Below are 22,143 nucleotides of genomic sequence, written 5' to 3'. Positions count from 1 at the left end.
TTTCAAGCGGGTTGGCCAGGTGAGAGTCGCGTCCGGACAAAGTCGAACAGGCTGCTGGTGGGTTCGTCCAGCAAGGCCTGCCCCAGCAATTCAGCACACCGCAACTCGCTGCCTGCGGTCATGCGCCATTCATGCAAGCGCGCCGTGAACAGCCCCAACGGGTGCTCTTCGGTAATGCCAATGGCCCCAAGCACCGCATGACCTATGGCGGTTACCCGAGCAGCGGCCTCGCAGGCACGCAGCTTGGCAGTGGCGGCCAAGAGCGGGTCAGGTAGATAACCGTCGGCCGCGCAACCCATGCGGGCGCTGAGGGACGCAGTACTGGCCTGCTCGGCGAGGACCGCCAGCTCCTGCTGTAGCGCCTGGAACTGGCCGATTGCCTTGCCGAACTGTCGACGATCATTGGCGTACTCCACGCTCAGCTCCAGCACTCGCTCCATCGCCCCGGCCATTGCGGCCGCATGCACGGCATTGCAGAGCACTTCAGCATCGGCCCGCGGATGAAGGAAACGCAACAATGCCACCGCTGGCGATGCCCAGCTCAATGATGCTGAGGCCTGATTGCGGTAGCTGCCAGGCGTCAGGACGGCACTGCTACAGTCCAGCAGCAGCCACTCGCCCCGCCACTCCACCAGGGCCCTGGTGGCCAGCGCTGCCCCGGGGACGTCGACACAGTAAATCTCGTCCCCCTCCAGCGGTTGTGCCTTGGCCAGCACGATGCAGGCGCCATCATTGAAATAACCAGCATCCGCGAGCAAGGCACGGGCAACTGCGGTTTCACCAAACGGCAGGCTCAAACCCGCCTTGGCGGCAACGAACAGCAGTTCGAACACCTGACTCAGGGGTAACCCGGCGCCACCTCGAGCCTCGCTGACCAGCGCATCGGTGTAACCCAATGCGTCAATCTGCTCCCACAGTCGAGCAGCAACGTGCGGAGTCTCCTGAGCACGCAGGCGCTCCAGGGTGCAAAGGTCGAGCAGCGCGCGCTCAAAGCCATCAAAAATTGCGTCGGTCATGGTCATTCTCACTCAACGTAGGCCTAATCCACGGGCGATGATGCTGCGCAGGATCTGCCGGGTCCCACCGCGCAGGGAGAAACTCGGACAGATTTGCGTGATGAAGGCGAGCGACTCACGCAGCGCCACGGACGGCGGATGATCGCGGGTCAGCTCCAGCGCCTCGGCAATCCAGCCTGGCACGGCCTGCTCGAACTCGGTTCCCAGGTCCTTGACCAGTGCTGCCTCCAGGTCGACCTGCAGGCCCTGGTCAAGCTTGCCGGCTACTGCCAGGGACATGCTGCGCAGCACCGCCAGTCGTCCTACCATGCGCCCCAGCAGAGCCGTTACCGCCTGGCCGGGGTTGGCTATATGCCGCAACTCTTCGAGCCAGGCCTCGATCAGTACCATGGCCGAATAGATGCGGTCCGGGCCGCTGCGCTCATAGGCCAGCTCAGAGGTAACCTGGCTGAACCCAGAGCCTTCTTCACCGATCAACGCATCGGCAGGCAGCAGTACATCGTCGAACAACACTTCGCAGAAATGTCGATCATCGACCAGGTCGCTGATCGGGCGCACGCTTACCCCCGGCAGCGAGAGGTCGACAATCATCTGCGACAGGCCCTTGTGGCGATCTTCAGCGCTTCCGGAAGTGCGCACCAAGGCACACATGAAGTGTGAATGGTGGGCATTCGAAGTCCAGATCTTGCGCCCGTTCAGGCGCCAGCGCCCGTCTTCGGTTCGCACCGCACGGGTCCGAACGCTGGCAAGGTCGGAGCCGGTATCCGGCTCGCTCATGCCGATGCAGAAAAAGATTTCACCGGCCAACATGCGTGGCATGTAGGCCTCACGCTGGGCGGTGCTGCCAAAACGCAGCAGCAGCGGCGCCGTCTGCCGGTCGTTGACCCAATGAGCGGCTGCCGGGGCCCCTTGAGTCAGTAGCTCTTCCACCAGCACGAAGCGGGCAAAGTAACCACGCCCGCCGCCGCCCACTTCAGCGGGCAACGCCAGCCCAATCAGCTTGTGCTCGGCCAGACTGCGGCTGAATGCTGGGTCGGCCTCAGTGACACCGCGGACACGACGGACCAGGGGCCGTTCGCCGAGCGTGTTCTTGAGCAGAGTACGGATCGGCGCGCGTAACGCCTCATCCTGTGCTGGCACGCCAGTAAGGTACAAAGGAGAAAGGATCGAAGTCATGATGTGCTCGATGCGTCTTCAGAAATGCTCACCGAACGGCTACAGCGCCCGGCCAGCTGCATGACATAATTCGACGCATGCACAGGAGCGTCCAATTCCGCTTTCGGATCGACCGATACATGGAACGCACCTGGTTTCACTCGAACAATGTCGAACAGGGTCAGTCATGGAATTTCGCCAGCTCAAACAAGTGCTCGTCCTCGCCGAGACCCTCAACTTCCACCGTGCTGCCGAGCAGCTGAACATGACCCAGCCCCCACTCTCGACCTCGATCAAGAAACTGGAGGAAGAACTGGGAGTATTGCTGTTCGAGCGTCTGCCCAGCGGCCTGCGTCTGACCCAGGCCGGTGACGCGGTGCTGCGCAACGCCCGCAGTGCACTTTTTTTTGCAGAAGAAATGCGCCGGGCAGCCCACGAGGCCGAAGTCGGCGAACGCGGCCGGTTACGGGTCGGGTTCGTCGGGTCGGCTGCGTATGGCTTGCTGCCGAAAATCATCCGCAGCTTCCGCGAACAGTACCCCCAGGTAGAGCTGGAGCTCGAGGAAGGAGTCGGTCATGTGCTACTTGAACGGATCGAAGCGCACGAGCTGGATGTGGCGCTGGTGCGCCATCCGCAACTGCGCAGTGGGGCTGCCCAGTTGACCCTGCTCAAGGAGGAATGCATGGCCTTGGCAGTCAGTAGCGACTCACCCTTGGCGGCCGAAACGTCGGTGCGTTTCGCTGACCTGTCCGACCTCCCCTTCATCATCAGTTCGCAAAGCCGCTCGCCGTCACTGCACGCGCAAGTACTGATGGCATTTCAGGAAGCTGGCATCCAGCCACCGATCGTGCAGCAGGCCGCCCAACTGACCACCGCCCTGGGCCTGGTGGAAAGCGGCCTGGGCGTGTCGCTGATCCCGGAGTCGGCCGCGCGTTATGTGGGGCCGAACATCCGGGTGTTGGCTCTGTCTGATCAACCGCAGCCTCTACGCTCGGGCATAGCCTTGGCAAGCCTGGCTCAGGCAAGCACGTCCGTACTGGACAACTTCCGCCGCCATGCGGTGCAAGCGGCGCAGGCTTGAGCCGGGCTCAACGGGCGCGCAAGCGTGTCAGCATTACATCGAGTGCGTCACGGTGTGCCTTGGTGTTGTGTGCCAGTGACTGCAAGGCGGCAGACAGTTCCAGCACATCTGCCAGCCGCCCGTGACGTGACTCCAGCATCAGGCGCTTGGTCATGCGCAAGGCATCGCCCGGGTTGCTGGCAATGCGCTGGGCAAGTTCCAGGGCGGTTGGCATCAGCGCCTCGCCCGGTACGACCTGGGAAACCAGGCCCCACTCCAGGGCCTGCGCGGCACTGATTGCCTCGCCGGTAAAGGCCATTTCGCAGGCCCGTGAAGCACCCAGCGCACGTTGCAGCAACCAGGCACCGCCGTCACCGGGGATCAGGCCGAGCTTGACGAAGCTTTCGGCGAAACTGGCGGTGTCGGCAGCTATTCGGATATCGCACATGCACGCCAGGTCGTTGCCCGCCCCCATCGCCGGGCCGTTGACCGCGGCAATGGTCGGTACCTCGATATGACACAGGGCCAGTGGCACGCGCTGGATGCCTTCGCGGTAGAAATGGCGGATCTGGGCCGGCTCGCCCAGGCTGCCCTCGCCGATCTGGCCCAACTGCACCAGATCCCCACCCGCGCAGAAGGCCGAGCCAGCACCGGTGAGCACCAGCGCATGGATCGAGCGGTCGCGATTGACCGCCTCGGACATCGCGACCAACGCTTCGATAGCGTTGTTGTCACTGATTGCGTTACGGGTTTGAGGTCGGTTCAAGGTGACGATCGCAACGGCGCCGTCACGTTCCATCTTCAAGTAATCACTCATCTGGCGGGCTCTTCATTCAGGTCATGGAGACCTGGGGCATGCTAGAAACAGCCATCTGCAAAAGATAATTGTTTGTACGACTCGCCTGATACGAAAAGCGAATCGGCACGACAGGGATAGACGCTTTAGACTGAAGGCATAACAAGATCGACCGGACCCGGATTTCAGATGCCCAACCCGTTTTCCCAAACTGGCTTGCAGCTGCCAGCGAACCGCGCACAGCAAGCCATACCCGATACCAAGGTGATCCCCCCACGGGGCGCACGCCACCTCATCGAGCGCAAGGCTTTGATGGCGCAGCTGATGGAGGCTCGCCGCAAGCGCTGCGTGACAATCCAGGGCCCGGCCGGGAGCGGCAAGACCAGCACGCTGTTGGCCTGGCGGCGCGAGCTGCTGGCGATCAACTTCGACGTATGCTGGCTGTCGGTAATTCAGGAAGACAACGAACCTAACCGCCTGTCCCACTGCCTGCTCGCCGCACTGGCCGAACTTGACCCTGAAGTTACCTGCGAAGCGGCCCGACTGCTGGGGCGCGCGGATGATGAACTAGCCCTTGAACATTGGGTCATCGTGCTGGTGCAGGCTGTCGCCCAGCGCCAGCGCGACCTGGTGCTGATGGTCGATGATGTCCATCACCTGGAGCACCCAGCGATTCTCAAGGTGCTCGGCTGGCTGCTTGACTACGCACCGGCCAATCTGCACCTGGTGCTGGGTTCTCGCCTGCCGCTATCGCCGTCGCTCCCGCTGGTTCGCCTGCGGGCTCAGCATCAGTTGACCGAACTGGACCTGCGTGCCTTGCGTTTCAGCGCTGAAGAAAGCGAGCGATTCCTGCGCGAGCAGTTGGGCGAGATCAGCCCGCGCGATGCCCAGACACTGCACGAGCTGACCGACGGGTGGGTAGCAGGGCTGCAACTGTTTGCCATTGACTTGAAGTCACGCCGTGGTAAACCGTTCAATCGCACCCAGGTACGCGATGCCGGCACGTTCGCCCATTATTTCGAACAGGAAGTATTGGTGCGCCTGGCGCCTCAAGACCGGGAAATGCTCACACGCGCCGCCATCTGCAACCGTTTTTGCGCTGGGCTGTGCGCACGCCTGCTGGGCACACCCGGTGCCATCCCCGCAACGATGAACCAGCTGGCGCGGCTGATGGCCGAAAACCTTTTCATTGTCCAGGTCCACAGCCACGATCGGGAAAACTGGTACCGCCTGCACCCGCTGTTGCGCGAAGTGCTGCGCACGCGGTTGGGCAACCAGCCGGCATTGACTTTGCAGTCCTTGCATGGCACTGCCCGCGACTGGTTCTTCGAGCATGGGCTGATGGACGAGGCCGTGCGCCACGCCGTGCGCGCTGGCGACGTACAGGCGGCGGCAGATCTGGTCGAAGCCTGCGCCCACGACCTGATGGCCCGGGGCGACCTGAGCCATCTGCCAAACCTGCTCAGGAGCCTGCCGCTGGATCAGATGCGCGAGCGCCATGGCCTGCAACTGGCAATGATTCAGTTGCAACTGTTTGCCCACAACTTCGCCCACGCTCAACAGATCATCGATTACCTGATGACCCGGCTGGATCGGTTGAGCCTGCGCGAGCGTGAAATGCTCGCGGTGGCCCGGGGCGCCCTGGCGATGCAGCAGGACGATACGGAAACCCTCTGGAGCCTGGCCGGCGAACTGGAGGCGATCAGCAAAGACGCCGACGACCTGGTGCTGACAGGGCGCGCAACCGTGCTGGGCTGGCTGCACATGTTCAATGGCAACTACGACCAGGCCCGGCGCCTTCTGGAAGACAGCGACCGCCCAGGCACCGCGCCCCGGCGCACCCTGATCGGGCGCTGTATCCATGGCTTCAGCCTGGTACGTGAGGGGCAGATCAGCGAAGCGGAACACCTGCTGCGCAACACCCTTTTCGAAGCTGAATCGCATGGCGACTCAACCCTTTCTGCCGCCAACACCGCCGCATGCCTTTTGGGCCAAACCTTGTATGAGCAAAATAATCCGGTCGATGCCTGCGCCTTGATAGAGCCTCGCCTTGACGTACTGGAAAGTGTCTCGCTGCCCAGTGTCGTCATGATCAGCTTGCTGCTACTGGCCGATAGCCACTGGCTGCTGGGCCGACAGTTGGAGGCGCAGGCCAGCCTGGATCGCCTCGAAGACCATGCCCTGCGCTATGGCCTGGACCGACTGATGGCCTGGAGCCTGTTCACCCGCCTACGCTGGGCCGTGCAGACTAATCACTCGGCTCAGGCCGAGCAGTTGCTTGCGCAACTGGAGGCACTGAGTGCCAAACATGCCGGGACTGATCGTGGGGTCGCACTGGGGATCCGCGTACTGGCCATCCGCGCCGCCATCGAACTGCATCTCTATCACCAGAATCACACAAGCGCGGTCAGCCTCTTGCTGCCGTTGATCACGCGGATGGAAACAGAGCGGCGCTGGCCGCTGGTGGCGTTCCTGCGGGTGCAGTTGGCCATCGCGGAGCAAGGCTGCGGGCATGGCGAGCTGGCCCAGCGTCAGCTGCTCGAAGCCCTGCGCCAAGGCCACCGCCTGGGCCTGGTGCGCAGCCTGCTGGACGTGTCTCCTCAGCTTCTGCGGATGCTGCTGGAATTGCAGGAGCGCAACGTGCTCGATCCGGTGACGGCGTTCTACACCCAACGGCTGTTATCGGCCGCAACACCGCCTGCAACAGCCCCCGCCAAGCTCGCAACGGTACTTACAGTGCTCAGCGAGCGAGAAACCGAAGTGCTGCAACTGATGGCGCAGGCAATGACCAACAAGAAGATAGCGCGCATCCTCAATGTGTCACCGGAGACGGTCAAATGGCACCTGAAGAACGTTTTCGCCAAACTGGAAGTCAGCGGCCGTGACGAGGCCATCGCCAGATGGCGTGACCAGACCATGGCCCGCTGAAATCGCTCAGCGCAGCCAGGCGCTCGACGGGTTTTCACCGTTCAATGCTGCCGTCACTGCCCCGGTGTCCTGACCACGACATGGCACCGGTCCAGGCTCGACGCGCCGGCCATCGAAACGCGGCGCGGGTGCTGCATGCAGTACGCCATCGCGTTGGCTGTACACGCCCCGTTCCAGCAGGTGGGGATGGTGCGCAGCCTCGCGCGGGCTCAGCACAGGCGCGAAGCAGGCATCGGTGCCCTCAAGCAGCTCGCACCACTGCTCACGGGTGCGGGTAGCAAAGACGCTTGCCAGGTGCGCGCGCTGATCGGGCCAACGCTGCTGATCCCACTGCGACATGAAGCGCGGGTCATTCTCCAGGCCTAGCTTGTTCAACAGCAACGAATAGAACTGCGGCTCCATTGCTCCCAGCGCCACATACTGGCCATCAGCGCATTGATAGGTGGCGTAAAAGTGCGACCCGTCATGCACGCTTTTGCCGCGTTCCTCTTGCATCACGCCTCGATCGGTCAGGTAGTGCAGCAATTGCAGCATGTGCGCAGAACCGTCGACGATCGCCGCATCCACCACCGTGCCCTTGCCCGTGGCGCGGGCGTTGAGGATGCCGGCGAGCATACCGACGGCCAGGTACAGCGCGCCTCCGCCGATGTCGCCGATTACCGTGATCGGTGCAGAGGGTGCCTCGCCTGCCGTTCCGGTGTAGTGCAGAGCCCCCGACAGGGCGATGTAATTGTTATCGTGCCCCGCTGCCCGCGCCAACGGGCCTTCCTGCCCCCAGCCCGTCATGCGCCCGTACACCAGCCGTGGGTTGCGGGCGTGGCACACGTCCGGGCCTAGCCCCAGGCGCTCCATCACCCCAGGGCGCATACCTTCGATCAGGCCATCGGCATGCTCCAGCAACTTGAGCACCGTTTCACGGCCTTGCGGGGTCTTCAGGTCGGCCACTACAGAGCGTTTGCCGCGGTTCATGGGGTTATACGCAGCGTTTTCTTCTCCAGTAATCGACTGCGAGGCACCACGCTCCACGGCAATTACTTCGGCACCCAGGTCGGCCAGGTGCATTGCACAGAATGGACCGGGGCCGATGCCGCAAATTTCCACGATTCTGATACCTGACAACATCTGTTTTCCCCTTGTCAGCTGGCCGCCAGGGCGGCGTTTGCGTAAGTCCGCTCAGGCTAGCAAACGGCCATGTATCGTCCTGCCCCCCAAAGCTGGTGGCCCCTCCCAACACCGGGTAGGTCCGCTGCAGCGGGTTGCTGATTATGGTGCTCTGGACTCCACCTTCCGAGCCTTCCCCATGCGCGGTTACCTGCCCAGGCCTTCGCCAGTGCACTGCAGCCAACGCCAACGCCTGGCGATAGCGCTGCTGATCCTTTTGCTGTGCAGTGGCGCGATCGACCGGCAAGACGGGACATCGGCCGGAATGCGGAGCAGCAGGAATGCACAGTGGTCCCTTCCCACATCAACGCGAGCTTCTGATTATGACAAGCACAATGAAGACTCTCCCCTTGGCCGCGCTACTGCTGGTAGCGATGAGCCTGGCCCAGGCCCAGGCCAAGGACACCGATGCCAGCAAACTTGGCGGGCCGTTGACACCTGTTGGCGCCGAACAGTCCGGTAATGCCGACGGCAGCATTCCTGCCTGGAACGGCGGTTTGAAACCCGGTGCCGCCGCGATCGAAGCCAACGGAAACTACATCGACCCGTTCGCCGCCGAGAAACCCCTGTATGTCATCACCAAGGCCAATGCCGAGGAGTACAAGGCCCTGCTGACTGCGGGACAACACGCGTTGCTGACCCGCTTCGCCAATTACCGGATCAACGTCTACCCGAGTCACCGCACAGCGCGCATCCCGCAGAAATATCAGGATGAAAGCCGCGCCAATGTCACCAAGGTTGAACTGCTCGAAGGTGGCAACGGGCTGAAAAACTATGGCTTCGGCGTACCCTTCCCGCTTCCGACCAAAGGCCTGGAAGTGATCTGGAATCACCTTACCCGCTATCGTGGCGGCGCCGTACAGCGTGAGTTCGCCTCCGCAACGGTTCAGGAAGATGGTGCTTATACGCTGGTGACCTACGACAGCCTGAGCGCCTTTCGGGAAAACGTGAAAGACCTGCAGCCCGATGCCAATCTGCTGTTCTATACCTACTCGCGAACCACCAGCCCCGCTCGCTACGCAGGCGAAGTGGTCCTCGCCCATGAGCCCATCGACCAGGTGGCTGAACCCCGCAATGCGTGGCAGTACATTCCCGGCCAGCGCCGCGTGCGACGCGCGCCAACGGTGGCCTATGACAGCAGCGCGCGCTACACCTTCGGCCAGGTGGTGTCGGACAGCCTCGATGGTTACAACGGAGCGCCTGACCGCTATGAATGGAATCTACTAGGCAAGCAGGAGCGTCTGGTTCCCTACAACGCCTACCGGCTGATGGACAAACACCACAGCTATGACGATCTGCTCAAGGCTGGTGTAGTCAACGCCGACATGACCCGCTACGAGAAACACCGTGTGTGGGTGGTCGAAGCCACCCTCAAACCCAGCCAGCGCCATGTCTACAGCAAGCGTCGCTATTACATCGACGAAGACAGCTGGCAGATCCTGGGCGCAGAACTCTATGACAGCCGCGGCGAACTGTGGCGCGTGCAGGAAAACCACATGGCGCAGTTCCACGACGTGGAAGTGCCGTACTACGCCGGCGAGATGACGTACGACCTGATCGCCGGTCGCTATGCGGTCAACAACATCACCAACGGTGTGAACCACAAGTGGACCTGGGGCCAGATGTTGACCAAGTCCGAGTTCACCCCCGCCCAACTCAAGCGCCTGGGCAATTGACCCCGCAGCGCGGGTGCCTCGGTGCATCCGCGCTCGACTACTTCTACAAGGAACAGGGTTCATGACAGCTTACCGACCGCGTTTGCGGCAATTCGGCCTGGGCGCCTGCCTGGCGCTGCTCAGTGGCCTGAACTGGGCGTCGCAAAAGCCGAACATTCTGGTCATTTATGGCGACGACATCGGCCAGTCGAACATCAGTGCCTACGCGCATGGCATCGTCGGCTACCAGACCCCGAACATCGACCGCCTCGCCAGTGAGGGCACGATGTTCACCGATTACTACGGCGAAAACAGCTGCACCGCCGGCCGCTCCACCTTCATTACCGGCCAATCGGCACTGCGTACGGGCCTGACCAAGGTAGGTGTACCCGGTGCTGCGGTCGGCCTGCAGGATCGCGATATAACGCTGGCCCAAGCGCTCAAGGGCCAAGGCTACGCAACCGGGCAGTTCGGCAAGAACCACCTCGGCGACCGCGACGAGTACCTGCCTACCCGCCACGGCTTCGACGAGTTCTTCGGCAGCCTCTACCACCTCAACGTGGAAGAAGCACCCGAGCAGGACACCTGGCCCAGGCAAGCCGACGATCCGAACCTGGCCTTGCTGAAGAAGATATACATGCCGCGAGGGGTGATCCACAGCTATGCCGATGGCCGTGTCGAAGACACTGGCGCCCTCACCCGCAAGCGCATGGAAACCATCGACGATGAAACCGTCGGGGCTGCAGAAGGTTTCATTGCCAGGCAGGTCAAGGCCGACAAGCCCTTCTTCGTGTGGATGAACACTACGCGCATGCACATGCATACCCATGTGCGCGAATCACATCGCGGCCTCAGTGGCATGCCAGGCAACACCTACGCCGACGGCATGGTCGAGCACGACGGCGACGTCGGCAAGTTGCTGCGCCAACTGGACGAACTCAAGGTGGCCGATAACACCATCGTCATTTACACCACTGACAACGGCCCTAACCGCTGGTCATGGCCCGACGCAGCCACTGCGCCGTTCCGCAACGAGAAGAACTCCAACTGGGAGGGCGCCTTCCGCGTGCCGGCCCTGATCCGCTGGCCGGGTCAGATAAAGGCGGGCCGCATTTCCAATGAAATCTTCGCGGGCCTGGACTGGTTCCCTACCCTGCTCGCCGCCGCCGGCGTGCCTGACGCGAAGGAACGGCTGCTCAAAGGCTGGGCCCCTGATAACAGTGGTGCGACCTTCAAGGTGCACCTGGATGGCTACAACCAGCTTGACTACCTGACGGGCAAGGCGGCCAAGGGCGCGCGCAACGAGTTCTACTATTTCAATGATGACGGCCAGTTGGTGAGCATGCGCCAGAATGACTGGAAAGTGGTGTTCTGCGAGCAGCGCAAACCTGGCGGGTTCGAAGTGTGGCGCGAGCCCTTCACCTGCCTGCGTATCCCCAAGCTCTTCAACTTGCGCATGGACCCTTACGAAACCGCCGACGTGTCCTCAAACCAGTACGATGACTGGTCCTCGAACAATGCCCACATGTTGGCCCTGGGGCTGACCAAAGCTGCGCAATTCCTGCAGACTTTCGTCGAGTGGCCGCCTAGTCAGCGGCCGACCAGTTACTCGATGGACGACATGCAGAAAGCCCTGAACGGGCGAATTGCCGAGAAAATGAAACAGGCCTCCGCAGCGCCCTGAATGCGCTTTCCGTCAAACCTCCCGGCATTGCCGGGAGGTTTTTTAGTGCCCGTCAGGCGCGCCCGTACAGGGTAACCACACAGGCCCCCCCCAACCCGAGGTTGTGTTGCAGGGCCAGTTGCGCACCCTCCACCTGGCGTTTGTCCGCAGTGCCACGCAGTTGCTGGGTCAGTTCAAAGCATTGCGCCAGGCCGGTCGCGCCCAAGGGGTGCCCTTTGGACAACAGACCGCCCGACGGATTGGTGACGACCCTGCCGCCGTAGGTGTTGTCTGCATCCTGTACAAATTGCGCCGCGTCGCCGACCGCACACAGCCCCAGCGACTCGTAGGTCAGCAATTCGTTATGGGCAAAGCAGTCATGAAGTTCTACCACCGGGATTTCCCGCGGGTCGACCCCCGCCGCCTCATAGACCGCCTTGGCAGCACGCTGGGTCATATCGAAACCGACCGCCTGGATCATCGACTGCGGCTCATAGGCCACAGCGGCGTCGGTGGTAAGCGCTTGCGCCAGGATCACCACGCTGCGGTCCAGGCCATGCCTTTTGGCGAAGGCTTCGCTGCAGATGATTGCGGCGGCGGCCCCGCACGTGGGTGGACAGGCCATCAAGCGAGTCATCACACCCGGCCAGACCACCTTGTCGTTCAGCACCTGCTCGGTACTCACCACGTTGCGAAACAACGCCAGTGGGTTGTTCGCAGCATGGCGGCTGGCCTTGGCCCGAATCGCGGCAAAGGTTTCGAGGCCGGTACCGTATTTTTGCATATGCTCACGGCCTGCCCCGCCAAACATTTTCAGCGCCATTGGCACTTCTTCGGCATCGGCGCACAACTGGTGAGTGACTTCCCAGCACTTGCCCATGACCGAGGGCCGATCATTGAACATGTTACCCAGCGCGCCCGGCTGCATCTGCTCGAACCCCAACGCCAGGGCGCATTCGGTCGCACCGCTGGCCACGGCCTGGCGGGCCAGCCACAAAGCAGTTGAGCCGGTCGAACAGTTGTTGTTGACATTCACCACGGGAATACCGGAAAGGCCGACCTCGTACAGCGCCGACTGGCCCGAAGTGGAGTCGCCGTATACGTAGCCCACATAGGCCTGCTGGACCAGCCGGTAATCCAGACCAGCATCCTGTAGCGCCAACCGTACGGCATGGGCACCCATGTCGATGTAACTGGCGCTGGTGCCCGGTTTGGTAAAGGGAATCATGCCGACGCCGGCAACGCAGGTGTTTTGGGACATACCGCTCTCCAGGAAAATGCCGCGACCTTGATGGCACGGACTGGGAGCGATGATTGCGAATGGCTGGCCGGCGTGTCCCTGCCCGCTATGGGGGGGCAAGGGACACGTACGATGCGACGTCTAGCCGAGGGTTTTTTCGTGCATCGCCTGGAAGGCGGGGCCGACGTCAGGGCCTTGGGCAGCACGGATCAGGTCGGCGGCCTTTTCGCCGATCATGATGGCGGGCGCGTTGGTATTGCCGCGCACGATCGTCGGCATGATGGACGCGTCCACCACCCGAAGGCCGGTCACCCCGCGCACCCGCAGTTGCGGATCGACCACCGAAAGCAGGTCTGCCCCCATTCGGCAGGTGCCGACAGAATGGAAGATCGTGTTGGCCTTGTTGCGGATCACCTCGCGCAGGGCCTGTTGATCGGCAGCGCTGTGGTCGAACTTGAGGTGGTCGAAATGCAGAAGTTTGCCGCCGAACCGGCTCAGGGCAGGCTGGTCAAGAATCCGCTTGACCAGGTGCACGCCTTTCTCCAGGGTTTGCAGGTCACGCTCGTCCGACAACAGGCCAAGGTCGATCAACGGCGCATCGTGCGCATCCTTTGAGGCCAAGCGTACGGAGCCGCGGCTGTGCGGGCGCAGCACGCAGACATGAATGGCGTAGCCGTGCGGCAGATACAGCAAGGGCTTGCCGGTGGGCTCTGCCGAGGCCATGACGAAGTGCAACTGCACGTCTGGGTCGGCAAGGCCTGATTCGGTCTTGAGGAAGGCTCCGGATTCGGTGAAAACCCGGGTCAGCATGCCGGTACGATGACGGCGATAACGGCGCATTTCCCATAGCAGGCGCACGATCCCCGGCAGCGATGTGCCCACCAGATCGGTACTGAACAACCGGCGATGCAGCAAGATATCGACATGCTCCTGCAGGTTCTGCCCCACCTGTGGAGCGTCGACCAGAGGCGTAATGCCTTGTTCGATCAGGTGCGCCGCCGGCCCAATGCCGGACAGCATCAGCAATTGCGGTGAGCCGATCACTCCTGCGCTCAGGATCACTTCACGTCGGGCGCGAAGCACCACCGCCTTTCCCTCTCGCCACACCAGAACGCCAGTTGCGCGAGTGCCGTCGAAGAGGATGCGCAGCGTCCGTGTACCGGGCTGCACGCTAAGGTTGCTGCGCCCCCCGTTGAGCCCTCTTTGCGCAGCCTTGCCGCCATGCAAGTAGGCACGCGCCACACCCCAGCGCTCGCCGTCGCGTTGGGTCACCTGATAGAAACCCGCACCTTCGAGTTTTTCGCCATTGAAGTCGGGGTTGAAGCAATGCCCGGCCGCCGCCGCAGCTTCGACGAAGTAGCGAGCGAAAGCCCCAGGGGAGCGCTGGTCGACTACCTGCAGTGGACCGCTGCCGCCGTGCCAGGGATCGTCATCACTACCGGCCACCCGCTCGTTGCACTCGGCGCGACGAAAATAAGGCAATACCTCGCGCCAGCTCCAGCCTTCGCAGCCCTGTTGTGCCCAGCCGTCGTAGTCCGCCGGGGCGCCACGCAAGTACAGCATCCCGTTGATCGCCGAGCTGCCGCCTACGCCTTTGCCACGCGGCGTGAAGATCGTCCGCCCTCCCAAGGCAGGTTGCGCCACGCTGCGAAAGCCGTAGTTCATCTGGCCCTGGCGCGTCGCGGTAAGGGCCAGCCCCATCGGCACGTCGACCTTCGCCGAAAGATTGCTGCCACCGCTTTCCAGCAATGCGATCGTTTCCGGCCCACTGTCGGCCAGGCGCGCCGCAAGCGTGCAACCGGCCGAGCCTGCGCCGATGACGATGTAGTCATAAACCTCGTGCATTCGCTCCTCCTTTTCTTATTGTCGCCACGGCATCCCAAGGGATTGGCGTTATCGCCACGCTAGAGCAATCACGCCAATCCCTCCCCTCCCCATAGTGGGGTGTTCAGATACCTGTTCGAGGCGCCAAAGATGCGACTGCCGGTGCGAGCGCACTTCGCTGACGCCTGGCATACGGCTCGACCGTTCACCCAAAACAACAACAATCAGGTAGCCACGCATGAAAGATGCTTCCCCGACCGTCCAGCGCGTGCTCAGCCCCAACCTGCTGGCCGTGCTTGCAGCCCTCACCAGCGCCGCCAGCCCCTCGCTCCAGGCCGCAGCTTTCGAAGTCAACGAGGACTGGAGCCTCAGCGTCAACACGACGCTGTCACTGGGCACCAGCTGGTCGCTGCAAAATCCAGACACGAAGCAGCTGACCAAGGCCGATGCCGCCTCCATTGGGCGCACAGGCCAAGGCATCAACTACAACGCTGACGACGGCAAGCTCAACTTCAAGCGCGGCGACACCATTTCCACGCTGTTCAAGGGCCTGACTGACTTTGACTTCAACGACAGTGACCAGGGCGCTTTCCTGCGCGTGAAGTATTGGTACGACCACGAGCTGGAGACCACCAACGGCCGCTACCGCAAGTTCGATGACCAAGGCTGGCAGGACCTGGCCAAATTCAGTGGGGTCGAAGTACTGGATGCCTATGTGTGGAAGAACTTCACCGTCGCCGACCACCAATTGAAGGCCAAGGTGGGTAAGCAGGTGCTGAGCTGGGGTGAAGCGTTGTTCATGCAGAATGGCGTGAACACCATCAACCCGCTGGACGTCTCGGCCTTCAACCGCCCCGGCGTAGAGCTCAAAGAAGGCCAACTGCCGGTGGAAATGGTCAGCGTCAACCTGGATGTGACAGATGCCACCAGCCTCGAAGCGTTCTGGCAGTACAACTTCCGCCCGTCAGTGTTCGACGGGTGCGGCACCTTCTTCAGTGCCAATGACAGTGCCCAGGAAGGTTGCCAGCTCGGTGCGATCATCAGCGGCGCAGGCACCACTGACCAGAATCTGGCCAATAACCTGTACATTCCCCGCAATGACACCCGTTGGCCTGGTGATACCGGGCAGTACGGATTGGCCCTGCACCATGTGTTCGAAGACTGGAACAGCACCGACCTGGGCCTGTACTACGCCAACTACCACAGCCGCACGCCATCGGTGAACGGGCTGGTCACCACCGGAGCCGGCGGTGCCGCAGCCTTGCTTAACAACGCTCGCTATTTCACGGTTTACCCGGAAGACATCCGCATGCTGGGTATGAGCCTGAGCACGGTGCTGGGTACCACGGCGGTGTTCGGCGAAATGAGTTACCGCCCCAACCTGCCGGTAGGCTACAACAGCAACGACTTCATCTCGCTGTTCGCCACCCGCGCGCCCAACACGCCGATCCTGGATGCGGCGCAAACCGCAGGTCTGGCGCCTGGACAGGAGCTGGAAGGCTACAAACGCCTGCCAGTGTGGCAATTGAGCCTCGGCGCCACAGATACCGTAGCCAATGTTCTGGGCGCTGCGCGCTTCGCCTGGGCGGTGGAAGCGGGAGCCAACTGGGTTGAAAATATTGGCGACCAGCGCTTTGGCCGCGCCAGTGCATTCGGCCGCACGCCACCGGTCAATGGGGGCGTATGCGTGGGTATTCCTCCAGTGAACGGCACCGGTAACGGCGGCCTGAACCGCGACGAGCTGGTTGCTTTCAACGAGCGCAACTGTAATACCCAGGGGCTCACCGATCCGTTCTCCTGGGGATACCGTGCGCGTCTGGCCCTTACCTACGAGGGCCTGCTGCCGGCCACGACCGTCACGCCGGCGTTGAACTGGAGGCATGATGTACAGGGCTACGGCCCCAACTTCCAGCAAGGCCAACAGGCGGCCGGCGTAGCGCTAACCTTCGACTACCGCAATGACTATTCGCTGGAGCTGGCATACAACGGCTTTTTCGGCTCCAACGACTACTCCACTATCGATGACCGCGACTTTGCCTCCGTGACCCTCAAGGCAAGCTTCTAAGGGCTTACCAAAGGCGGCTGGCGGCCGAGAGCACCCACTGGCGGATTTTATCCGGCGCCGCAGCCCACTTGTCTATGATTGAGCGTGTCTGTCAACAGCAAGGCACGCCTATCATGGCAACTGTCCTGATCATCGACCGCTACCCGCTGCACTGCCTGGGCGTGACGTGTTGCCTGGAGCAAGCCGGGCACCGTGTTCTGGCCTCTACCGGGAATGGCCTCGACGGCCTGGATCAAGCGACGCACACCCGGCCTGAACTGATCGTGCTGGATCTGGATGTGCCCAGACTGGGCGGCCTGGACCTGATCAAGCGTTTGCGCGCGCGCAACCCCGCAGCCCTGTTGCTGGTGCTTACGGCACTGCCAGCTCAGGTATACGAGCTCCTGTGCATCGAGGCCGGGGCATGTGGTTTTGTCTCCAAGTCCGATGAGCTTGAAGTGTTCAGGAACGCCGTACGGTCAGTGCTGGCCGGCAGTACCTGGTTCCGGGCCAAGGTGCTGCATGAGGACGCAAGCCCTGGAGTGCCCGCCGATCATCTCACCGCCCGGGAAACAACTGTGCTTCATTACCTGGCGGAAGGGTACCGGGTCAAGCAGATCGCCGGCGAGATGGCCCTCAGCGACCGTACCGTGAGCACTTACAAATCCCGCCTGCTGGAAAAGACCGGTACCCATTCGCTTGTCGAGCTGCTCCAGGTGGCCAGCCGCAAGGGGCTGCTGGAAACAAAAACGGACGCTGCCGGCAACACCCAGCAAAACGCCGACGCCCTGCACTTCAGTGACCTGCTCGACAAAGTGCCCTACCCAGTGTGCCTGCGGGCAGCTGATGCCCGGATACTGGCCGCCAACCAGGCATTTCTCGACTACCTGCGTCTGCCCCGGGAGGCAGTGCTTCAATCGCGCCTGCGTGACGTCGGCGTGATCGACAGCGAACATCTGGACTACGCACGCAAGACGTTTGACAGTGCCGTGCAACAACGCATCCCCTACATGATGGTGGTGGTCGTACAGGTGCACGGCGAACGCCGGGTCATGAAGAACAGTGGCTACCCGGTGATCGATGACGACGGCGAACTGCTGGGTATGCTCTGCACCTCCGCAGACATCAGCGAGGAACAGGAGCGCATCGACGCCTTGCAGGAACAACTCGCCCACTTGCGGTTCTCGCGCGACCTGCACGGCCGGTACGTGCTGGAACACGGTCAGGCAATGACCGCGGCCATCGACCGCTCCCGCGCGCTGCTGGCCAGCCCTGGCGCAGAGACCGGGGCAGCCGTCGCTGCGCAGCTTGGGCTGATGGCCGAGCAGGTTCGCCGTCTCGACGAGATGATTTGCCTGGAACTGGGCGAACTGCATCTGCAGCCTTATGCCGAAGACCTGAATGCCCTGACCGAGGTGGCCCTGCGCAACGCCCAAGGGCGACCCCTGGCGACCAGCCGCTTCGTCCCCAGCCCCCTTACGGCACATGGCTGGATCGATGCGGCGCGGTATGCCAGCCTGCTACAAGCCCTGTTGTCCCACCTCGGGCACCTTCAGGCAGATGAAGTAACCATCAAGGCCCATGCGCTGGAACAGGTAGCCGGGCAGTTGACCTGGACATTGAACTTCGACGCCGACACCGCACTAGATACCCTCTCAGGCGTGCCGGTGATCCATATGGCCATGGCCAGGCGCCTATGCACCTTGCTCGGTGGCCAACTGAAGGTCGAACCCCGGCAACCACGTCACTTCAGTGCCAACATCAGCCTGCTTCTGCCATTGGCTGTCGCCTTGCCCCCCGGATAAATCAGGCACGCACTACAGGCCATTTCCTGAACGCACGCTTACCGCGCTTCGAAGCCAGATCGATCATTTCTCCCAGGTACAACCTTCAGGAGAAACACGATGGACAAGCTCTCGAAGCCGGTGACGGTGCCCCCCCGTCTAGCGCTTAGCGTACTCGGCGTCTCAATAGCCCTGTTCACTGCCACCCTGGCCTACCCGGTCATCCATGCATTGGCTGACGCGTTACCCCAGGGTGGCACAGTCATTGGTGGGCAGGCCACCATTACCCATGGCGACAACAGCATGACGGTGAACACCGTCGGTAACCGTACCGCCATCGATTGGCACAGCTTCAGCGTCGGCCCTGACCACAAGATCGTCTTCAACCAACCAGGCAGCAGCTCCGTCACCCTGAACCGGGTAGTTGGCAGCGACCCGTCGAAAATCTATGGCGCTGTCACCTCCAACGGGCAACTGATCCTGGTCAACCCGAACGGCATCTGGACGGGGCCCAGGTCGCACATATCCTCAAGCGCACTGGTTGCCAGCGCAGGCTTTCTCAGCGAAGAGCAGGCACGGCAATTCGCCACCACCGGCAAGCTGGACATTCAGCTGACCGGTCAGACAGTCAATCAGGGCCGCATCACCGTGCATGACAACGGCATGGTGGCGTTGCTCGGCGCGCAAGTCACCAACGCGGGTGTCATCCAGGCCCGCAAAGGCAGCGTGCAGCTGGCCACCGGCCCCCAGGCCACCCTGGACTTCCATGGTGATGGGCTGCTGAACATCGCCGTAGGTGGCAAACCCGGTGAACGTGGCAGCGTCAACGCCGATGTCACCGGCGGGGTGCACAACAGCGGCGAGATCGACGTAGGCAACGGCGTCGTAGCCATCAGCGCCGCGCAAGCAGCCAAACATCTGGATTCGGTCATCAATCTGGGTGGTAAGGTCAGCGCCGACGGTGTCAGCAATGATGGCGGCACCATCGTACTGGGCAATGCTGGCCGAACCGATGTCACCGGGACCCTCAGTGCCACCGGCAAAAAGGGTGGCTCGGTAAAGGTGCAGGGTGATGCAGTGGTGGTTGCCAAGGGCGCGAACATCGATGCCTCCGGCAACCAGGGCGAAGGCGGCAAGGTGGTCGTATGGGGTGACCGCTCAACCCATTTCGCCGGCAGCGCTTCGGCCAACGGCACGACCCGTGGCGGCGTGGTGGAAACCTCCGGCAAGCAGCTCACGGTTACCGCCGACGCCAAGGTCGACACACGCGGCGGTACGGCCAACGGCACCTGGCTGCTGGACCCGGAAACCGTCAACATCGATGAAACCGGCGCAGCAGGCTCGGTGGCCGCCAGTGCCATTGTCAGCAACCTTGCCCAAGGCAACGTGGTGATCCAGGCCACCGAGACCATCAACGTCAATGCCCCGATCGTCGCCACCAACCTGGCCACCGTGAATAACGACGGGCGCACTGCAACCTCGACCCTGGCCCTGATCGCCAGCGGCAACGCCGGCCTGATCACGACCTATGAAGGTACCGACAAGAGCCACGCCAATGGCGCAGTGAACATTCGTGCGCCGATCCTGCTCAAGGACGGCAACCTGTACATCAGTGCCACCGGCGATATTCGTCTGATCGACGCCGCACCGGCAGGCGCCACTGGCGACGCCGCCTATGCGAAACGGGCGATCATCGACGTCGGGTCTGGCATCGCCTGGCTCAAGACCACCGACACCGCCTCGATCTTCCAGCAGGCCAATACCGCGCTCATCGGCAGCAAAGTCGCCCTCGAAGGCGCCAGTGTGCGCATGGACAGCGGCCTGAACTTCGCCGGTGATCTGGCCGGCAAGGCCAGCAATGGCATCTTCACGTTCAGCCAGACCAATGCCAGCGGCACCGGCCCTGACACCAGCAGGACCATCACGGCACCCCTTACCGGCGAAACCCTCAGCGGGGTCAGGGCCTATGCGCTGACGGCCGTGGGGACGCAACTGGTTTTGGCCAATGCCGAGATGGATCGCCAGGTCACCCTCTCGCCTGGTAACGGTGAAAAATTCGATTACGTCGTGTTCGAAGCCGTGAATCTGCGCGACGAACATGGCAACGAGATCCCGCAAGCAGACGTGCTGCGCTACCTGGACAGCTCCGATTACCTGGTCTACGGCATCAGTTTCCGCGACAGCGACGGCGCGCTCTGGCACTTCAAGCCCAATCCTGCAGACGTCAACTCACCCGTGGTCACCCGCGATGGCGTGCCGGTGAACGTGCCGGTCGGGTTCTCGCTCAGCCCGGTCAACGGCACCCTGGCCGTCGGTGTACAGAGTGGCAACGGTTTCTGGGGTGTGGACGGAGAATACCTGCCGGGCCCCTCCAACCAGCATGAGCTCCAGTACAAGCCCGCCACGGACACATCCGAGCAACTGGTGTTCAAGCTGCACAGCCAGACTGAATCGCTGTTGGCCCAGCTTGGCTGGCTGGCCGATGACCGCCCCTGGATCAGCACCACCGACGGCAAGCCGCCGACCCAGAAGAGCCTGCTGGAAACCGCACGGGTCCAGTTCCTCTCGACCCAGGACAAGACCGCCAGCAACGTCAGCATCAACGGCCACAAGGCGCAGCTGGTGGCCACGCCAGACAGCACCGGGCGCGAGTACGGCGAGCACAACCCGACGCTGACTCAGCAAGTCTCGCAGCTGGGTGAAACCACTGCGCAAGTGCGTGGTATCGATCAATACGTGGATGCGCAACTGGGCCGCAGTGGCGTCACCCAGCTGGCCCCGCACACTCAAGCAACCGAACGTTCCAACGTCGGCCGCCATGACATCGAGGGTGGCCTGCAGGGCGATACTTTCGCTACGCAGCGCTACACCCTGCAGACCGAAAAGGGCACGTTGACCATTACCCCGGCGCAAGTACACGTCATTGCCGACGACAAGACCAAGGTCTACGGCGATGCCGACCCGCAACTGAGCTATTCAGCGCAGGGCTTCAAACTTGACGACAATGCGGCGCAACTGCTTGGCGGCGAGCTTCTGCGTGCCCCGGGCGAGAACGTCAGGCCCCAAGGCTATGCCATCGGCCAAGGCAGCCTGACGCTCAATAGCGGCAACTACACCATGGTCTTCGACCAAGGCACCTTGCGGATTACGCCGGCGCCGCTGGTCGTTGCCGCCGACGACAAGTCCAAACACGCCGGTGCTCCCGACCCGAAACTGACCTACCAGGTCAGCGGTTTGAAAAACGGCGACAAGGCCGATATCGCCAACGGTTCGCTCATGCGCGCACCGGGTGAAGAGCCAGGTGCCTACGGCATCGGTCAAGACGACACATTCCAGGCGGGCAGCAACTACACCGTGACCTTCCGTGACGGCGTGCTGACCATCGACGGCCCGTTGGCACCGCCTGAACCGCCGGCACCACCCGCTCCGCCAGTATCACCAGTATCACCAGTACCACCAGAGCCACCGGCACCGCCCGCACCGCCAACACCGGCGCCCTCGCGACCGGACACTCCGCGCGATGCCCTCGCGCAGGCCGCGCAATCGCCGGGCAATACCCGCTGCACCGCCCTGGAATCACCGTCGTCGGTGTCGGCCAACTACACCGTATCGCCCGCCGTTGCCCGCACCTATGCCGTTCAGTTGATCTGCAAGCCGCGCACCTATGGCGACGGCACGGTCAGCACGGTGCCAGACATCCACGACGTACTCGACTACGCCAACAGCCACTTCAAGGACGGCCGCTTCGTCGCCCCGGACTGGAACCGCAGCGTCATTCCGCGGGACCTGAAAGCGTCGGATAAAGGAGGTAAATGAT

The 22,143-nt window shown here is 62.4% G+C and carries 13 protein-coding genes; 7 read left to right on the top strand and 6 right to left on the bottom strand.

Annotated elements, in window-relative coordinates:
• Nucleotides 1-2 precede the first annotated feature (2 nt).
• Together ACIPW4_RS18190 and ACIPW4_RS18185 are read right to left on the bottom strand one after the other, a co-directional pair.
• Nucleotides 3-1,016 carry an acyl-CoA dehydrogenase family protein gene (locus tag ACIPW4_RS18190; protein WP_400660253.1) on the bottom strand — a complete coding sequence of 338 codons (1,014 nt, stop codon included), beginning with the start codon at nucleotides 1,014-1,016 and terminating at the stop codon, nucleotides 3-5.
• 12 nt (nucleotides 1,017-1,028) lie between these two features.
• Nucleotides 1,029-2,192, bottom strand: a complete 1,164-nt coding sequence (locus ACIPW4_RS18185; RefSeq protein WP_400660251.1) for an acyl-CoA dehydrogenase family protein — start codon at nucleotides 2,190-2,192, stop codon at nucleotides 1,029-1,031.
• Nucleotides 2,193-2,358: 166 nt separating this feature from the next.
• On the opposite strand from ACIPW4_RS18185, the gene ACIPW4_RS18180 reads away from it, so the two are divergent.
• A complete protein-coding gene (locus ACIPW4_RS18180) occupies nucleotides 2,359-3,252 on the top strand; it encodes a LysR substrate-binding domain-containing protein (RefSeq protein WP_400660249.1) in 894 nt (297 codons plus the stop codon).
• A 7-nt stretch (nucleotides 3,253-3,259) separates the two neighbouring features.
• On the opposite strand, the gene ACIPW4_RS18175 is transcribed toward ACIPW4_RS18180, so the two are convergent.
• Nucleotides 3,260-4,048, bottom strand: a complete 789-nt coding sequence (locus ACIPW4_RS18175; protein WP_400660246.1) for a crotonase/enoyl-CoA hydratase family protein — start codon at nucleotides 4,046-4,048, stop codon at nucleotides 3,260-3,262.
• A gap of 168 nt (nucleotides 4,049-4,216) precedes the next feature.
• Here ACIPW4_RS18175 and ACIPW4_RS18170 point away from each other — a divergent pair, with 168 nt between their 5' ends.
• A complete protein-coding gene (locus ACIPW4_RS18170) occupies nucleotides 4,217-6,955 on the top strand; it encodes a LuxR C-terminal-related transcriptional regulator (RefSeq protein WP_400660244.1) in 2,739 nt (912 codons plus the stop codon).
• 6 nt (nucleotides 6,956-6,961) lie between these two features.
• On the opposite strand, the gene ACIPW4_RS18165 is transcribed toward ACIPW4_RS18170, so the two are convergent.
• Entirely contained in the window at nucleotides 6,962-8,077 is a 1,116-nt protein-coding gene (locus ACIPW4_RS18165; RefSeq protein ID WP_400660242.1) for a CaiB/BaiF CoA transferase family protein, read from the bottom strand.
• A gap of 362 nt (nucleotides 8,078-8,439) precedes the next feature.
• Here ACIPW4_RS18165 and ACIPW4_RS18160 point away from each other — a divergent pair, with 362 nt between their 5' ends.
• The gene (locus tag ACIPW4_RS18160; RefSeq protein ID WP_400660239.1) at nucleotides 8,440-9,792 is read left to right on the top strand and encodes a DUF1329 domain-containing protein; all 1,353 of its coding nucleotides are present in this window, start codon (nucleotides 8,440-8,442) and stop codon (nucleotides 9,790-9,792) included.
• Between the two features lie 61 nt (nucleotides 9,793-9,853).
• A complete protein-coding gene (locus ACIPW4_RS18155) occupies nucleotides 9,854-11,455 on the top strand; it encodes an arylsulfatase (protein WP_400660237.1) in 1,602 nt (533 codons plus the stop codon).
• Nucleotides 11,456-11,507: 52 nt separating this feature from the next.
• Here the strand turns inward: ACIPW4_RS18155 and ACIPW4_RS18150 are convergent, their stop codons facing one another.
• A complete protein-coding gene (locus ACIPW4_RS18150; RefSeq protein ID WP_400660234.1) occupies nucleotides 11,508-12,695 on the bottom strand; it encodes a lipid-transfer protein in 1,188 nt (395 codons plus the stop codon).
• A 120-nt stretch (nucleotides 12,696-12,815) separates the two neighbouring features.
• A complete protein-coding gene (locus ACIPW4_RS18145; RefSeq protein ID WP_400660231.1) occupies nucleotides 12,816-14,519 on the bottom strand; it encodes a GMC family oxidoreductase in 1,704 nt (567 codons plus the stop codon).
• A gap of 217 nt (nucleotides 14,520-14,736) precedes the next feature.
• On the opposite strand from ACIPW4_RS18145, the gene ACIPW4_RS18140 reads away from it, so the two are divergent.
• The 3 genes from ACIPW4_RS18140 (at nucleotide 14,737) to ACIPW4_RS18130 (ending at nucleotide 22,142) form a co-directional block, all read left to right on the top strand.
• The gene (locus ACIPW4_RS18140; RefSeq protein ID WP_400660229.1) at nucleotides 14,737-16,563 is read left to right on the top strand and encodes a DUF1302 domain-containing protein; all 1,827 of its coding nucleotides are present in this window, start codon (nucleotides 14,737-14,739) and stop codon (nucleotides 16,561-16,563) included.
• A gap of 113 nt (nucleotides 16,564-16,676) precedes the next feature.
• Complete coding sequence (locus tag ACIPW4_RS18135; RefSeq protein WP_400660226.1) at nucleotides 16,677-18,347, top strand: LuxR C-terminal-related transcriptional regulator; 1,671 nt, start codon at nucleotides 16,677-16,679, stop codon at nucleotides 18,345-18,347.
• 99 nt (nucleotides 18,348-18,446) lie between these two features.
• Nucleotides 18,447-22,142: an MBG domain-containing protein gene (locus tag ACIPW4_RS18130; RefSeq protein ID WP_400660224.1), complete on the top strand. Its 3,696-nt coding sequence runs from the start codon at nucleotides 18,447-18,449 to the stop codon at nucleotides 22,140-22,142.
• Nucleotide 22,143: the final 1 nt, after the last annotated feature.

Origin of the sequence: Pseudomonas sp. NPDC089996, assembly GCF_044748405.1 — a bacterium.
Lineage (GTDB): Bacteria > Pseudomonadota > Gammaproteobacteria > Pseudomonadales > Pseudomonadaceae > Aquipseudomonas.
This window is presented reverse-complemented; position numbering and strand designations above follow the sequence as displayed.

Excerpts from the sequence above, each read along its gene's own strand:
- ACIPW4_RS18190 (WP_400660253.1), bottom strand. The coding sequence starts at position 1,016 with ATGACCGACGCAATTTTTGATGGCTTTGAGCGCGCGCTGCTCGACCTT.
- ACIPW4_RS18180 (WP_400660249.1), top strand. The coding sequence starts at position 2,359 with ATGGAATTTCGCCAGCTCAAACAAGTGCTCGTCCTCGCCGAGACCCTC.
- ACIPW4_RS18140 (WP_400660229.1), top strand. The coding sequence starts at position 14,737 with ATGAAAGATGCTTCCCCGACCGTCCAGCGCGTGCTCAGCCCCAACCTG.
- ACIPW4_RS18155 (WP_400660237.1), top strand. The coding sequence starts at position 9,854 with ATGACAGCTTACCGACCGCGTTTGCGGCAATTCGGCCTGGGCGCCTGC.
- ACIPW4_RS18160 (WP_400660239.1), top strand. The coding sequence starts at position 8,440 with ATGACAAGCACAATGAAGACTCTCCCCTTGGCCGCGCTACTGCTGGTA.
- ACIPW4_RS18165 (WP_400660242.1), bottom strand. The coding sequence starts at position 8,077 with ATGTTGTCAGGTATCAGAATCGTGGAAATTTGCGGCATCGGCCCCGGT.
- ACIPW4_RS18130 (WP_400660224.1), top strand. The coding sequence starts at position 18,447 with ATGGACAAGCTCTCGAAGCCGGTGACGGTGCCCCCCCGTCTAGCGCTT.
- ACIPW4_RS18145 (WP_400660231.1), bottom strand. The coding sequence starts at position 14,519 with ATGCACGAGGTTTATGACTACATCGTCATCGGCGCAGGCTCGGCCGGT.
- ACIPW4_RS18170 (WP_400660244.1), top strand. The coding sequence starts at position 4,217 with ATGCCCAACCCGTTTTCCCAAACTGGCTTGCAGCTGCCAGCGAACCGC.
- ACIPW4_RS18135 (WP_400660226.1), top strand. The coding sequence starts at position 16,677 with ATGGCAACTGTCCTGATCATCGACCGCTACCCGCTGCACTGCCTGGGC.
- ACIPW4_RS18185 (WP_400660251.1), bottom strand. The coding sequence starts at position 2,192 with ATGACTTCGATCCTTTCTCCTTTGTACCTTACTGGCGTGCCAGCACAG.
- ACIPW4_RS18175 (WP_400660246.1), bottom strand. The coding sequence starts at position 4,048 with ATGAGTGATTACTTGAAGATGGAACGTGACGGCGCCGTTGCGATCGTC.
- ACIPW4_RS18150 (WP_400660234.1), bottom strand. The coding sequence starts at position 12,695 with ATGTCCCAAAACACCTGCGTTGCCGGCGTCGGCATGATTCCCTTTACC.